Raw genomic sequence first — 16,191 nt, 5'->3', positions numbered from 1 at the left:
CTGCTTACTTTTTAGTTTGCCGCACTGCTTACTTTTTAGTTTGCCGCACTGCTTACAGTTTTAGTTTGCCGCACTGCTTACGGTTTTAATTTGCCACACTGCTTACTTTTTAGTTTGCCGCACTGCTTACTTTTTAGTTTGCCGCACTGCTTACGGTTTTAATTTGCCACACTGCTTACTTTTTAGTTTGCCGCACTGCTTACTTTTTAGTTTGCCGCACTGCTTACAGTTTTAGTTTGCCGCACTGCTTACTTTTTAGTTTGCCGCACTGCTTACGGTTTTAATTTGCCACACTGCTTACTTTTTAGTTTGCCGCACTGCTTACGGTTTTAATTTGCCACACTGCTTACTTTTTAGTTTGCTGCGATCTGCTCCTATATTTGCAATTTTGCTGCCGCATTGTTTTGTTTTAGTCTACCGTTACCGTTTATAAATTAAGTCTGTTGCTGTTGTTTCTCAATTCTATTTAAAACCAAAAAAATTACGCTTTAAATGTCGAAAAAGCCGTATATATATTTTATTTGAATAACTATATATATTTTAAATTATAATATTTTGGAGCTGAATTATGTCATAAATATAAAATTAAAGATATAATTCAAAAGTTTTCGATAGGAGGAATAATTTGACAAAAAGACGGATGACAACTATTTTTTTACTTTTACTCTTAACGTTTATCGCACTGCTCGGAACAGCCGTTGCGTTCAGCGGAACGGGAACTTCCGGAGATCCTTATGTTGTTGAAGTGTCCGATACGGATTTATCTTCGTGGACCCAGATGGATGGAGATTTTATTCGGGTGGAAAATTTTATATTATTGGATGAGGTTTTGAATGCCTCTGCCGTGAACACCACCATTCTTTTAGTTTCCGGAAACTACCTAGCTAATCAGTATGTGATCAACACCCAGGACGGATTGACGGTCACCAATGCTGACTCCATGGCCCTTCCGATTATTCAATTAACCGCTGCAACTGACGGTTTTAAAATTCAAAGGAATAACACAACCATCAAAAATGTCACATTAGACGGAACGAATGTTGCCAACTATGGATTTAGAATCCAGCACACGGTCAACACAACATTTGATAATGTCACTGCAATCAACATGGTCAAAACCGCATTTGATATCAGCCGAAACACCGATTCTTCATTCACAAACTTAACCGCCCGAAACAATGGCGGTTTTGGGATTACAATAACTCAGGGTTCAAATGTAACGGTTTCCGGAACCACGGAAAACAACACGTGGGGTGGACTTAACATCAACAATAAGGAATTCGGAGACGCCGATAATATCGGAATTACTGCAATCAATGTCTCAGGCATCATCCCAATGGAAGGACTTCCGGTCATCGTTGAAGAATACAATACAACGCTTCCGAATCTGGTGCGCTCGAATTTGACCGGACCGACCGGCGTGGACATTCCCAGCGAATCCATCATTGTTTCAAATATGGACCCAACCGGAATTGACAGTTCGACACCGCCTATATTTGCAAAATTGTATCTGCTCAACCAAAGCAATTCCGCCGACCAAAACGGCCAAATTTTAAGTGATATTTTAAATGAATCCCTCGACGGAAATGAAATCGACCTTCCGCCAGGAACGTACAATGTCGGAAATGTGACTGTGTCGTCTAACGTGACATTAGTCGGCACCGGTAACCCAACCATTGTCGGCACATTAACCCCGGGAGAAGGCGTCATCATTACGGAAGAAGGTGTCACCGTGACACCGACTCAAAGCAGCGGCAGTTCAGGCGGCGGATTCGGACAGGCGACGGTTTTAGACACCGCTCCGACCAACACGTCTAACATGACGCCGGCGAACAACACCACAAACAATACGGTTCCACCAACAAACATGTCGAACACAACCAACAACACAAGTAACACAAATAACACATCAACTCCCAGTGGTTCCGAAAGCTGGTGGGATCAATACTGGTGGATAATTGCGGTTGGTGCCGTGGTCATCATTGCGGCAGCAGGCGGATATTACTACTATTACGTCTACAAACCCAAAAACCCATAACCAAAATGTAACGGAAAAAGGGGATTTTGATTCCCTTTTCCTTTTTCTATTTTTTAAAAATTTACAGTTTTTTACATTTTTCAGTTTTTATTTATTATATTTTATTCATTATTTTTTAAGGGTCAAGATGAGTTAAGAGGATTTATTCTACATCATTTTCTAATATTTTTACAATAAATTTTACATTATTTTTGCATTTATTTTTACATTTATTTTTGCCATCATTTTTGCATTTATTTTTGCATTTATTTTTGCCATCATTTTTGCCACCATTTTTGCATTTATTTTTGCCATCATTTTTGCATTTATTTTTTACATATCTTTTTTTTCATAATCATTTGCCGATTTTTAAAAATAATCTGACGATACAAAGCTATTATAAATATACAGACTATACAATAAATACTATTAAATTAATTATATATATTTTTGAATCTATATTTTGTTTTTGAGATTAGCAGGCTCCATAATTAGCTTGTGATTTTTTTTAAAATAATTTGATAAAAATAAATGATGAAAATAAAAATGAACGAATGACAAAACGGAGAATTGGATATGACAAAAAAACGAATAAGATTCGCTTTTTTATTTTGGTTGACCATTTTGATATTAACCGAAACGGCTGCTGCTCTTGATGGAGACGGGAGCCCGGAAAATCCCTATATTATTTCAGCGAATGAGGATTTAAGTGGCTGGACTCCCGACGAATCCGACCATATTCGAATTGAAAATATGGAATTATTGAATGAGACGTTGACAAAAGCCCTTGCCGGCTCAACGATTTATCTTGTCAATGGAACATACACTATTTCTCAATATCTAATCAGTAGAGATGGAATCACTGTGACAAACATCCCCGGAGAGGTGCCAGTCATTCAATTAACCTCTAAAAGTAATGGTTTTCAGATTACCGGAAACAATACAGTCATTAAAAATGTCACCTTGGATGGAAACGGAATTGCAGACTACGGATTTCGAGCGCGAACGACCTCAGGACTTATTTTTGATAATGTCACCGCCATCAACATGGTAAAAACGGCGTTTGACTTCAATCGTGTCGTAGATTCTTCTTTTACAAACTTAACGGCGAAAGACAATGGCGGCTTTGGGATTACAATTGCCCAAGGAATTAACTTAACAGTCACCGGAACGACTGAAAATAACTCATGGGGAGGAATAAATGTCAACAATCAAGAGTTTGGAAATGATGCGGATATCGGAACGGACAAGGTTAATTTTACCGGAGTGGTTAATTCCGAAGAACTGATGATTATCTTAGAAGAATATAATTTGACTAATACGACAGATTTGGTTCTTGAAAATGTAAACGGGCCGGCCGGAATTGATATTTTGAACGACTCTATTTTGATTTCAAACGATAACGGGATTTGGAATTCGGGGAAGCTGATTGTGAAAAAATATCACATATTGAATCCAACCAATGGTGCCGAAGAAAGCGGTCAAATTTTAAGCGGGATTTTGGGAAAAACCAACTTCAATGGAGGAAACAAAATATACGTTCCGCCCGGAACTTATTTCATTGAAGATTTCGTCGATCCCGAAAATATAGAACTCATCCTTCATGAAGAGGCCAGAATTATTGAGACGTTGGGAGAGGGCGGCGGCATAGGTGACGATGATGTCATCATTGACATTGAAGAGATAAGTTCAAGCGGCGGGTTTGGAAAAGCCGCTGTTTTTGATACGGTTTTAGAAGAAATGACCGAAAATGATCCGTCGGATGATTCCAAAAATAATACAACTCCGGAAAATGGTAAAGAAAATGAATTTGGAAGCAATATATCTGAATCAAGCACAAGTTTGCCAAGCGCAGCAAATCAGGAAAGTGAGGATAATTCTTCGGTGAATTCTAAAACCAAATGGAGTACGTATGGGAAAAAGATTCCGACATCTATCGCAATCTTCATCCTGATTGTCGCGGCAGCCGTATACGCATATTATAACTTAAAACCCAAAGATCCCGGATTAAAAAACTAAGAAAACGTGATCGGTAACGAGAAAGAGTAAAAAGAAATCAAAAAATAAAAAAACAAAAAAGATAATGAGAAAAAGAAAAATGCAAGAAATGAATTGAAGAAGGTTGAATAAAAAAGCCCTCTTCTAATCTTTTTTAATTCTTTAAAAAAATGAAATAAAACAGAAGAATTAAAAACAAACGGCGCCTTTCGGCGCCGTTTATTCGTTTTGTTCTCAAGCCAACGTCCGGATTCGAACCGAAATATATTCGCTCTGCAGGCGAACGCATAGCCGCTCTGCCACGTTGGCACAATGATGTAATTTGAGGATTGAACTAGTGGCTTTTCTTTTATTTAAAATATGCGGTAATGAAAAGATTAAATGAAATAAAAATGAATAAAGAAGAAAAAGAAAAAATAAAACTTGTTGAAAAATCAAAAATTAAAAATAAGAAGCATGCAGCATGAAAATAATAATTATCGGTGGTTTTTTAGGAAGCGGAAAGACAACCGCTATTCAATCCTTGGGAAAATATTTTGCAAAAGCCGGAAAAAAAGTCGCCGTTCTCATCAACGAAGTTGGCGAAATTGAGATGGAGGGCGATCTTTTGAATTATGATGTGAAAACGCAGGAAGTGACTATGGCCTGTGTAACGTGTAATTTAAAGGCGGCGATTACGACGTCGGTTGCGCAATTGATTGAGAAAGCCCATCCGGAAATTTTATTCATTGAGCCGAAAGAAAATGTATCGCCGCTTGTTGTTCGGGAAGAATTAAACCTGGCGGCGACCAAAGCCTGCGGAAGCGGTTTAGATGAAATGGATGGTTTTGATTTTGCACCGCTGATTACGTTTGTAGATTGTGCCCGCTTCTTTAAAAATGTCAAAGAAAAGAAAAAAATGGCATTTGACCAAATTCAAGTATCTGAAGTGGTTGTATTGAATAAAACGGATTTGATTGATCCCGCAACTAAAAACATGATTCAAGAGAGTGTATCTCAAATCAATCCAAAGGCGGTTATTTTGACAAATACCTGCAAAAACGAGGACGGAATGAATAGAATAATTGAAATTTTGAAAAATAATCAGCAAAAATTAAAACCAACCCAACCATAAGAAAAAAGAGAAGAGAAAAAGGCTTTTTCATTTTCTTTTCACTTTTTTATGGATGCCCTTCTTTTTAGATTTTTTTATTTTCTTTCTTTTTTCTTTTATATTCTTTTCACTTTTCTTTTATTTGATTCTTATTTTACATGCGAAATATTATGGATGCACTTATTTTAGTTTCCTCTTGCTTGCGACATCATTTTCATTTTTGTCCAATCTATTGCTGCTTTCATTCTATTGAATCTCCGCCATTTCAGACGCCATGCGTCTGAAATGGCGTTATGCTTTGTGTAAAAATAAGATTGATAGAGAGAGTTCATCCCAAACACTTGCACATAGCCTAAGAATTAAAAAATGCCCCCCGTTTTCGCATATGAATCAAAAAATTAAAAAATGAATCCATGTGAACTGGAAAAATGCCCAAGAATTTCTTCCTGAAAAAGTCCTTTCAAAAACGGACCGATCCCCTTCCCGGCGCCGCCCGTCCGGACGAATAAGCACAAAAAAAGAGAAACGGAAAAATCTCAGAAATCAGAGAAAAATAGAGAGAGGAAATTTATTGATAAAAAATAGAAGAGAAAGCATTCATTGATAAAAAAATGAAAAAGTTGAATTAAAGATAAAGAAAGGCCTTTGGCAGCGATCAGTATTTCCCGAAGGCTCGCACACTTCAGTACAGTAAAGAACGCCGGCGGGCTTATCTTCTGTGTTCGGTATGGGTACAGGAGTTTCCCCGCCGCTATGGCCGCCAAAGACCTCGCTTTAAGTGGAATGGATTAATGAATAAAACGGATTTAAACGTTTTGGCATGAATGTCATGTATTTGGATTGAAACTATTATTTTTCGGGAACTATTTTTATTTTTAATTGCCTTGGTCATATTTTCAGATATCGCCTGAAAAACTCGGTTTGCCGGTACGGACAATTAGTAAACGCGGACTGAACACCTCGTTGCCTTGATGCTTACATCCCGTTTCTATTGACCTCATCTTTTATGAGTGTCCTTATTGATGTCTCTTTTTGAGTGTGATTTCGAGCTTAGATGCGTTCAGCTCTTATTCATTGGCGCGTAGCTGCCCTGCGGTGCCTTGTCAGACAACAGGTAGACCAGTGGCGCCGTTGCTCTGTTCCTCTCGTACTAAAAGCAACTTACCCTCAGACATCGGGCACTTCCGGTAGATAGTAACCAACCTGTCTCACGACGGTCTAAACCCAGCTCACGATCTCCTTTAATAGGCGAACAACCTCACCCTTGGCTGCTGCTGCACAGCCAGGATGGAAAGAACCGACATCGAAGTAGCAAGCTGCCGGGTCGATATGTACTCTTGCCGGCAACGACACAATTATCCCCAGGGTAACTTTTCTGTAGTTTTTGGCCCGCACCAAGCGGGCTCAAAAGTTCGCTAGAACCGACTTTCGTCTCGTCATTCCTTGTTGTGCGGAATAACGTCAGGCTGACTTATGCTCTTGCACTCTTCAGTGAGTTTCCGACCCACTTGAGTCAACCATTGCGCACCCTCGATATCTTTTCAAGGGCGTCCCGCCCCAGGCAAACTGCCCACCAATCGGGGTCCTCTCGTAAGAGAGTGAGAATCGTAATTCCAAAAGGGTAGTGTCCCACTTTCGGCTCCACGTATGCTGGCGCACACGCTTCGACGCCTCCTACCTACACTGTACATTCGAAATCACAATTCAGCGACAGGCTGCAGTAAAGCTCCATGGGGTCTTCACTTCCCCCCGGAAGTCTCATGACTGTGCACATGAAAGTAAGCTTCACCGGATTCCGGTTTGGGACAGTAGAGCTCTCATTGATCCATTCATGCAAGTCGCCAATTAAGCGACAAGGTACTACGCTACCTTAAGAGGGTCATAGTTACCCCCGCTGTTTACAGGCCCTTCGTTCCGTTGAACCGGAGGTTGAGGTACCTGCACTGAGCAGGATTCAGAGATCGTACTCACCCTTACGGGTTTGCGATCTCCTATGTTGATATTAGACAGTTGGAGCTCCCTGGTCACTGCGACCTGCTGTCTTCACAGCAGGCACTCCTTCTCCCGAAGTTACGGAGCTAATTTGCCGAATTCCCTAAACCGAATTACTCCGTCACGCCTAAGCCTTTTCAGCTAGGGGCACCTGTGTCAGATCTTGGTACGGTCATTTGACACCCTTTTCACGGGCTCATGGGTGCAGCCGGCTTTCGCCATAACATATTCGCTCACTTCTCGCCATGACGGCTCTCCATAAGTTTAGATGATTAGACGGCGCGACAACGCCGCCCGGCCTGCCCTTAAGCGTCAGGATATATTTGTCAAAGGTACAGGAATATTAACCTGTTTCCCAATTCGATGCACTCGTGTTACGGTGCACCTTAGGACCGACTAACCCTCGGCTGATGATCATTGCCGAGGAAACCTGGCCCCTTCGGCGGTCAAGATTTTCACTTGACTATGCTGCTACTATTACCAGGATTTTCGTTTGCGAACGGTCCACGGGACCTCACGGCCCCGCTTCTGCCCGAACGCAACGCCCTCCTACAAGATTACCTAAACGGTACTCCATGGTATCGGTGGTCGGCTTAAGCCCCGTCAATTTTCGGGGCCCCAAACCTCGACTGGTGATCTGTTACGAACTCTTTAAAGGGTAGCTGCTTCTAAGCTAACCTTCCAGCTGTTTTGGGCTTGGGACGCCCTTTAGTGTTTACACTGAGCCGACACTTCGGGACCTTAACCATGGGCAGGGTTGTCTCCCTTACGCACTACAAGCTTACCCCAGCAGTGCGGACTCCGACCGTCTACGGTGTGGGTGGGTTTGGAGTTTGACAGGGGAGCGAAGAATTTCTTCCCCGGATTCCCCAATCAGTGCTCTACTCCACCAACGACCTCAGGTCAGGTCATGCTGCGACATGTTTCGGAGGGAACCAGCGGATGCCGGGCTAGATTAGCATTTCACTCCGAGACGTGGGTCACGTGAATGATTTGCAGATCAATACCACTTGCGGTCCTCCACGCGGCTTTCGCTACGCTTCAACCTGCCCACGCCTAGATCGCCCGGCTTCGGGTCTTATCCCGGTGACTCCGCGCACTTGTATACGCCGTGCCTCATCTTACGATTGCGCACATGTTGCTTTCGCTTTGGCTTCTTAAACAAATTAATTAGCCGTCGCCACCAAGATAAACTCCCTGGCCCGTTCTTCAAAACGTAAGATATGACGCCGGCAGTCTTGCACGTACTAAAGCCTCACGGCTTCCTCCTTCGCAAGAAAGATCCTTTCACGCCATATCGTTCCATAGCCAACAGGTTTCAGGCACTTTTTACCTCCCTTCTCGGGGTACTTTTCAGCGTTCGGTCACCCTACTAATTCGCTATCGGACTCAAGAGGTATTTAGTTTTGGAGATTGGTGTCCCCCATATTCGCGCGAGATTTCCGACCCACGCTACTCAGGAACAGGCCTTTTTCCTTTTATTCGACGCCGACGTGACTATCACACTCTATGGTCTGCCGTTTCAGGCAAGTTTGGCTGAATAACATTGGAAAAATAAGGCCGTCCGTAAACCACATCTCCGTCTTATTCCTAAAACGGATTCAGTTTGAACTCTGCCGGTTTCAATCGCCTTTACTAACGGCATCTCTTGTTGATTTCTCTTCCTGCCCCTACTAAGATGTTTCAATTCGGGGCGTTCCCGACCATGACTGGTCAATACTGATGTATTGGGATTCCCATTCGGAAATCTCAGGTTCATCGGCTCCTTGCGCCTACCCTGAGCTTTTCGCAGCTTGGCACGTCCTTCATCAGCCCTTGAGCCCAGCCATCCACCTGTTGGCGTTACACCAAACAAACCGACTTTTTCAGTAGGCGTCTGATATAACCAAGTTTAATTCTTTAAAACAAAACCATCACAAATTTTAAAATTTGGTCAGAATTTTATTCAAAGATTTTTCCCGGACAATTTCTCTCATTTTTTGTCAGCATTGAACAAAAAGGGCTCTCAAATTTATTTTAAAAAATCAAAGAACCACGAAAAATTGTCGTTTATGTCTCAATCCTTTACATGACTTCACGCGAAAAGCAATTGGCTTTTGTGCCTTTCATCCGTCCTTCCCCCGCGAAATTTCACGGGGTGCATTTTAACTTTATCAGAGGAATCGAACCTCTAAAACCGAATTTTTAATTTTAAGAAACATAGGTCATGTTTTTTAAAACATATTTTAAAACGGTTTTTCCTTTTTTGGAATTTTATTTCCGATTCATTATTTTGGAATTTTATTTCCGGTTTTAACCCGAAAAAATGGACTTGTGGGGATTTGAACCCCAGGCCTCTCCCTTGCAAAGGGAGCGATCTTCCAGCTGATCTACAAGCCCCTGTTGATTTTTGCGGGCTTTTGACCCATTTTTGGGGGGCTTAGACCCGCTTTTTTTCGAGTAATTGGAGTAATTTTATTTTTTGTGACCTGATGTTTTTTCGGCATCTGACGGTGTTTTTGTTCTTAGGAGGTGATCCAGCCGCAGATTCCCCTACGGCTACCTTGTTACGACTTAACCCCCCTTGCAAAATTCAGGTTCGAATACGGCACGAATGTCCATACCCTCACCCATACCTCACTCGGGTGGTTTGACGGGCGGTGTGTGCAAGGAGCAGGGACGTATTCACCGCGCTATGTTGAAACGCGATTACTACGGATTCCAGCTTCACGAGGGTGGGTTTCAACCCTCGATCCGAACTAAGAACGGGTTTATGAGATTAACATCCCCTTTCGGGGTAGTGGCCCATTGTCCCGTCCATTGTAGCCCGCGTGTAGCCCAAGAGATTCGGGGCATACTGATCTACCGTAGCCCGCACCTTCCTCCGGTTTAGCACCGGCGGTCCCTACAGAGTCCCCGGCCATCCGAAGATGCCGCTGGTAACTGTAGGCACGGGTCTCGCTCGTTGCCTGACTTAACAGGATGCTTCACAGTACGAACTGGCGACGACCATGCACCTCCTCTCAGCGATTCAGGTAAAGTCTTCAGCTTGACCTACATATTGCTGTCTCTCCTGGTGAGTTTTCCGGCGTTGAGTCCAATTAAACCGCAGGCTCCACCCGTTGTGGTGCTCCCCCGCCAATTTCTTTAAGTTTCAGCCTTGCGGCCGTACTTCCCAGGTGGTTCGCTTCACGGCTTCCCTTCGGCACCAGACATAGTCACGCCATGCCTGACACCTAGCGAACATCGTTTACGGCTGGGACTACCCGGGTATCTAATCCGGTTCGTGCCCCCAGCTTTCGTCCCTCACCGTCGGACTCGTTTTGGTAAGGCGCCTTCGCCACAGGTGGTCCCACAAGGATTACAAGATTTCACTCCTACCCCTGTAGTACCCCTTACCTCCCCCGATCCCGAGTCCGGAAGTATCCGCTGATAGCCCGAATGTTGAGCATTCGGATTTCCCAACGGACTGTCCGGACAGGCTACGGACCCTTTAGACCCAATAAAAGCGGCTACCACTCGGGCCACCGGTATTACCGCGGCGGCTGGCACCGGTCTTGCCCGGCCCTTGCTAACACTTACGACTTAAGTAAGTGGACAGCCCGCATTTGATGCGAGCACTCGGTGTCTCCTTATCACAGTTTCCTGCATTGTAAAGTTTTCGCGCCTGCTGCGCCCCGTAGGGCCTGGATTCATGTCTCAGAATCCATCTCCGGGCTCTTGCTCTCACAACCCGTACCCGTTGTCGGCTAGCGGGTACGTTACACCCGCTACAACCTGATAGGCCGCAGACCCATCCTCAGACGAAATTCTTTCACCCTCAAAGCAGTTCCAGCAAATGAGGGTTATCCGGAATTATCCTCAGTTTCCCGAGGTTATGCCGGATCTGAGGGCAGGTTATCCACGTGTTACTGAGCATTACGCCATGTCTTGCGACATTTGACTCGCATGGCTTAGTCAAACACCGATAGCAGTAACCTCCGGCAGAATCAACCGGAATTATTACGGCAATCAATTTATTTTGCCTGCACAAGCTTTTATTTTAATTTTAGTTTTTGGGAAAAACAAAACGAAATTGGTCAAGAGAAAACAACCAAAAACAAGTTGAGCTTTTTTGCTGTCATTTTGTCAAATACTTTCTCAAGCGGTTGCTTGAAATCAAATTTTTCAAAATGCAAAAAACTCCCTTCTTTTTAAGATTTGCATTCACTTGCAGTACACATTTTGTTGATGTTTTTCGATTTCACACTTTTCGCGTGGTTAAGAATTTTGTTTTCAAAAACCACCGTCAGAGTTTACCGAAACATCAGGTCACATATCAGTCACGGAAAAAACTCCGGACCTCATTATTAATTGGATAATTGTTATTTCCATGCTTTGCGATTTTGCTTCGCAAAATCTCGCAACGCAAGAGATACTTCAAAGAGCTTTGTGATATTTAAAGGTTTTCGCAGAACTCTTCAAACGTAACGAATCAAACAAATTAAAACAAATCAGGCACAATTTTTGGCGGACTTGTTGAAAAGTGAATGAACCATTTTTACCTTGCAATTCATAGAATTGAAGGGACACCTAAGAGAGATGAGAAATATATAAAGGTTTTGACGTATTAATTTTATAAAAATGAATAGAATAGGCAACTATTGAAAAAAATAGGCAACAAGTTATAATAATTGAAAAAATGGGCAACAAATTACACGACTGAAAAAATATAGGTAACAGGTTACAACAATTGAAAAAACCAATACCTTGACTATTTCCCTGCCAAAGTAAATAAAAAACGAGTCAGGAAATCACAACCTTAATAATCCATAAAACTGTTCTAAAATCCCTATTTCTTCAAAAGAGACAGATAACAATAAATAAAAAAATACAAAATAAAACTTATATCATTCCAACGATTCATTCACAAGAAAAGGAGCCGGCAAAAATGAAATACTATTTAAAATGCATCGAATGCGGTGCCGAATTTGAAAAAACCGAGATTATTTACACCTGTAAAAAATGCAATGGGCTTTTGGATGTCATTTATGATTACAATGAAATCAAAAAGAACATGGATATGAATAAACTCAAAAACGAAGCACCCTCCGTTTGGAAATACAAAGACTTATTGCCAGTCGGCATTGAGCCTGTCAGCATCCGGGAAGGCGGAACGCCGCTTTACAAATGCGACCGGCTCGCCAAAAAAATCGGCATTCGGGAACTTTACGTAAAACATGAAGGAATGAATCCGACCGGATCCTTTAAAGACCGCGGTATGACCGTCGGCGTCTCAAAAGCCATCGAACTCGGCATGAAAACCGTGGCTTGCGCATCCACCGGAAACACTTCCGCCGCACTCGCCATTTACGGTGCCAAAGCCGGAATTCCGTCCGTTGTTCTTTTGCCGGCCGGAAAAGTCGCCCTTGGAAAAATCGGACAAGCCCTCATGCACGGCGCCAAAGTCATTATGATTAAAGGAAATTTCGATGACGCTCTCCTCTTAGTCCGGGAATTGTGCGACCAAGAACCCATCTATTTGTTGAATTCGATTAACCCGTACCGGCTGGAAGGACAAAAAACCATTGCTTTTGAAATTGTCGACCAACTCGGTTTTACTGTTCCGGACCGTGTTGTTTTGCCGGTCGGAAACGCCGGAAACATCACCGCCATTAACAAAGGATTTAAAGAATTCGTAACCCTTGGAATCACAGACCGTCGGCCAAAAATGACCGGAATTCAAACCGCCGGCGCTTGTCCGATTGTTAAAGCCATAAAATCCGGTGCGAAAGATATTACACCGGAAAAGAATCCGGAAACCATCGCCACCGCCATTCGCATCGGAGATCCGGTCAACGCCCGAAAAGCATTGGCCGCCATTCGGGAATCCAGCGGAACCGCCGAATCCGTCACCGATGACGAACTTGTTCAAGCCCAAAAAGATTTGGCCCAACTTGAAGGAATCGGAGTGGAACCCGCCAGCGCAACCTCCGTTGCCGGACTTAAAAAATTGGTGGACATGGGCATCATCTCCAAAGATGAAACCGTCGTCTGTGTGACCACCGGACACTTGCTCAAAGACCCCGAAGAAGTGATCAGCGTTTGCATTGAACCGGTCACCGTTGAGCCAACCATTGAAGCTTTGAGAAAAGCCATTTTCTCATAAGCCTCCTAAAAACAGAGGAAGAAAACAGGAACGGAGAAGGATTATGCAGGAAGAATATAACATCTTAGAAACCGAAAAAAAATGGCAGGATACGTGGCAAAAAAATAAAATTTTTGAGGCGGATCCGGATTTTGGAAAAGAAAAATATTTTATCACCATCCCGTTCCCCTATTTAAACGGAAATTTACATGCCGGGCACACTCGGACATTCACCATCGGAGACGTTGTCGCCCGCTACAAACGCATGCAAGGTTTCCATGTTCTTTATCCGATGGGCTTTCACGTGACCGGAACCCCGATTGTCGGGCTTGCGGATCTGATTCGTGACCGTGACGCACAGACCCTTGACGTTTATTCTAAATATCATCAAATTCCCAAAGATATTCTACCAACCCTGGATGAGCCGGAAAAAATCGTGGATTATTTTAAGGTTGAAGCGGAAAACGCGATGAAAATTATCGGCTATTCGATCGATTGGCGGCGAAAATTCACAACGATGGACCCTGCGTTTCAAAAATTTATTGAGTGGCAATACACGGTTCTTTATGACAAAGGTCTCATCAGCAAAGGCTCCCACCCCGTCAAATGGTGTCCGCACGACAACAATCCGGTGGAAGACCACGACATTTTGCGCGGAGAAGAAGCAACCATTGTCGATTATACGCTGATTAAATTCCGCTACAAAGACCTGATTTTCCCGTGCGCGACCCTGCGTCCGGAAACCGTTTACGGTGTCACCAACCTGTGGCTAAACCCAAATATCGAATATGTCAAGATTCGTGTGGAGAAGGATGAATTGGAAGAATTTTGGGTGGTCAGCAAAGAAGCATACAATAAACTTAAGTTTACCGATTGGACCGTTGAATTTTTGGAAAAATGCAACGCAAAAGAGCTGATCGGCCTCAAACTTAAAAACCCGTCGACCGACAACACTATTGTCATTCTTCCGGCCTCGTTTGTCCGGGGAAACAACGGAAGCGGCGTTGTGATGAGTGTTCCCGCGCATGCTCCATACGACCTGCTGGCACTGCGCGATTTGTATGACAAAGATTTGTCGGAATACAACATTTCGGAAAATGTCCGAGACATCCGACCAATCGCGGTCATTGATGTGCCGGAATACAGCGAATTCCCGGCAGCGGACGCCATTGCGGAATTGTGTGTTGCCGACCAAAAAGATCCGAAAGCGGAAGAAGCAACCAAAATAATATACCGACGCGAATTCCATGGCGGAACCCTCAAAGACATCACGGGAAAATACAAAGGCATGCCGGTTTCTAAAATTAAGGATCGATTGACGCAAGATTTTATCGCTCAAGGAATCGGAGATATTTTTTACGAGTTCAGCGAACCGGTTCAATGCCGGTGCGGAACCATGTGTGTCGTCAACATGGTCAAGGGACAATGGTTTTTGAATTACTCCAATGTGGAATGGAAAGACCAAGTCTACAAGTGCCTGTCTCAAATGGAAATTATCCCACCGGAGATTCGGGCGGATTTTGAAAATAAAATCGATTGGCTCAAAGACAAGGCTTGTGCCCGGACCAAAGGCTTGGGCACGAAATTGCCGTGCGATCCGCAATGGCTGATTGAATCGTTGGGAGACTCCACCATTTACATGGCATATTATACGATTTCCCGCCACATAAATGCCGGAACACTCACCATGGACATGCTGACACCCGAATTTTTCAATTGTGTTTTTTTCGGAATCGGAAAGGTAAAAGAAGTGGCTGCAAACATCGGAATTTCCGAACCCTTTTTGGACCAAATCCAAAAAGAATTCAATTACTGGTATCCGGTGGATTTACGCTCATCCGGAAAAGATTTGGTGCCAAACCACCTGTTGTTCTTTTTGTTCCACCACGTGGCGCTGTTTGACGAATCCAAATGGCCAAAAGCAATTGCTGTAAACGGATTTGTATCATTGGAAGGACAAAAAATGAGTAAATCCAAAGGCCCGCTTCTGACGCTTAAGCAAGCCGTGGATGAATATGGCGCCGACGTTACCCGAATGTATATTTTATCAACCTCCGAGCAAATGCAAGATGCCGACTGGAAGCGGGAAGGTATTGAAGCCGCCAAATCTCAAGTCGGACGGTTTTACACGTTTTCCAATCAAATTATCGAAAGCGGCTGTACAATTCCAACCGGGGATTTGAATCACATTGACCGATGGATTGAGAGCCGGATTCAAAAATATATTCGAGAGATCAATAAATCCTTGGATGAAATTCACACGCGAGAAGCCATTCAAAATGCCTTTTTCCTGATTTACAATGACATTAAATGGTACCACAAACGGGGCGGAGAACGGTGTTTGGTGGACGTCGTCGAAACATGGACGAAATTAATGGCGCCGTTTACTCCACACATTTGCGAGGAGATTTGGAGCCGCCTGGGACATGCGAAGTCCATTGCTTTTGCGCCCTATCCGATCGAAAAAACAGAATTCGTGAATGAATCCGCGGAAGTTGCCGAAGACATTGTTGTAAAGACCTTATCCGATATTGAAGAAATCATTCGTGTGGCAAAAATCAAGCCCAAGAAAATTTATTTGTACACCACCCCGGCCTGGAAACTGAAGGTTTTGGAAAAAGCAACGGATATGGCTGAAATGGCCGCCGCCGATAGCGCCAAATTCGACATGGGAAAATTGATTAAAATTTGCATGGAAGAGGAAAGCATCAAAACCCGCGGCAAAGACGCTCAAAAATACATCCAAAAAGTTGCCGGCGACATTCGTGGATCTTCGGTCGATGTCGTTGTAAAGTATTTGGAAACAAATTTGGATGAGAAAAAGATCTTAGAGGAAGCAAGACCGTTTTTGGAAAAAGAAACGGGATGTGCCATTGAAATTTTCGGCGCCGCCGAAATGGATGCTAAAACCGCATATGACCCGGAAAACAAATCCCGGTTTGCGGAACCGATGCGGCCGGCGATTTACATTGAATAAGCCTTTAA

General features: G+C 43.4%; 5 protein-coding genes, 2 tRNA genes and 3 rRNA genes. 5 read left to right on the top strand and 5 right to left on the bottom strand.

The annotated features are described in order from the left end of the window. The first annotated feature begins 625 nt into the window (after nucleotides 1-625). Nucleotides 626-2,038, top strand: coding sequence for a right-handed parallel beta-helix repeat-containing protein (locus MsAm2_RS01760; protein ID WP_338098100.1), 1,413 nt, complete (start codon nucleotides 626-628; stop codon nucleotides 2,036-2,038). Nucleotides 2,039-2,641: 603 nt separating this feature from the next. Continuing rightward, complete coding sequence (locus MsAm2_RS01755; RefSeq protein ID WP_338098099.1) at nucleotides 2,642-4,036, top strand: right-handed parallel beta-helix repeat-containing protein; 1,395 nt, start codon at nucleotides 2,642-2,644, stop codon at nucleotides 4,034-4,036. Between the two features lie 216 nt (nucleotides 4,037-4,252). Here MsAm2_RS01755 and MsAm2_RS01750 read toward each other — a convergent pair. Continuing rightward, nucleotides 4,253-4,324: transfer RNA gene (locus MsAm2_RS01750), tRNA-Cys, on the bottom strand. 154 nt (nucleotides 4,325-4,478) lie between these two features. Here MsAm2_RS01750 and MsAm2_RS01745 point away from each other — a divergent pair. Beyond that, complete coding sequence (locus MsAm2_RS01745) at nucleotides 4,479-5,129, top strand: GTP-binding protein (RefSeq protein ID WP_338098098.1); 651 nt, start codon at nucleotides 4,479-4,481, stop codon at nucleotides 5,127-5,129. Nucleotides 5,130-5,751: 622 nt separating this feature from the next. Here MsAm2_RS01745 and rrf read toward each other — a convergent pair. From rrf to MsAm2_RS01725, 4 genes are all read right to left on the bottom strand, one after another. Continuing rightward, a 5S ribosomal RNA gene (rrf, locus tag MsAm2_RS01740) occupies nucleotides 5,752-5,873 on the bottom strand. 152 nt (nucleotides 5,874-6,025) lie between these two features. Next, a 23S ribosomal RNA gene (locus MsAm2_RS01735) occupies nucleotides 6,026-8,959 on the bottom strand. Nucleotides 8,960-9,406: 447 nt separating this feature from the next. Continuing rightward, nucleotides 9,407-9,479: transfer RNA gene (locus MsAm2_RS01730), tRNA-Ala, on the bottom strand. Nucleotides 9,480-9,606: 127 nt separating this feature from the next. Continuing rightward, nucleotides 9,607-11,079: ribosomal RNA gene (locus MsAm2_RS01725) — 16S ribosomal RNA — on the bottom strand. Together the 16S, 23S and 5S rRNA genes with 1 tRNA gene alongside form the textbook arrangement of a ribosomal RNA operon. 930 nt (nucleotides 11,080-12,009) lie before the next feature. On the opposite strand from MsAm2_RS01725, the gene thrC reads away from it, so the two are divergent. Together thrC and leuS are read left to right on the top strand one after the other, a co-directional pair. After that, the gene (gene thrC, locus MsAm2_RS01720) at nucleotides 12,010-13,227 is read left to right on the top strand and encodes a threonine synthase (RefSeq protein WP_338098097.1); all 1,218 of its coding nucleotides are present in this window, start codon (nucleotides 12,010-12,012) and stop codon (nucleotides 13,225-13,227) included. Between the two features lie 43 nt (nucleotides 13,228-13,270). After that, on the top strand, nucleotides 13,271-16,183 hold the full coding sequence (gene leuS / locus MsAm2_RS01715) for a leucine--tRNA ligase (RefSeq protein WP_338098096.1): 2,913 nt from the start codon (nucleotides 13,271-13,273) through the stop codon (nucleotides 16,181-16,183). Nucleotides 16,184-16,191: the final 8 nt, after the last annotated feature.

Origin of the sequence: Methanolapillus ohkumae, from assembly GCF_032594355.1 — an archaeon.
In the GTDB taxonomy this organism is placed as follows: Archaea; Halobacteriota; Methanosarcinia; order Methanosarcinales; family Methanosarcinaceae; genus Methanolapillus; species Methanolapillus ohkumae.
The sequence above is the reverse complement of the archived record's forward strand: the minus strand, read 5'-3'. Positions and strand labels throughout refer to the sequence as shown.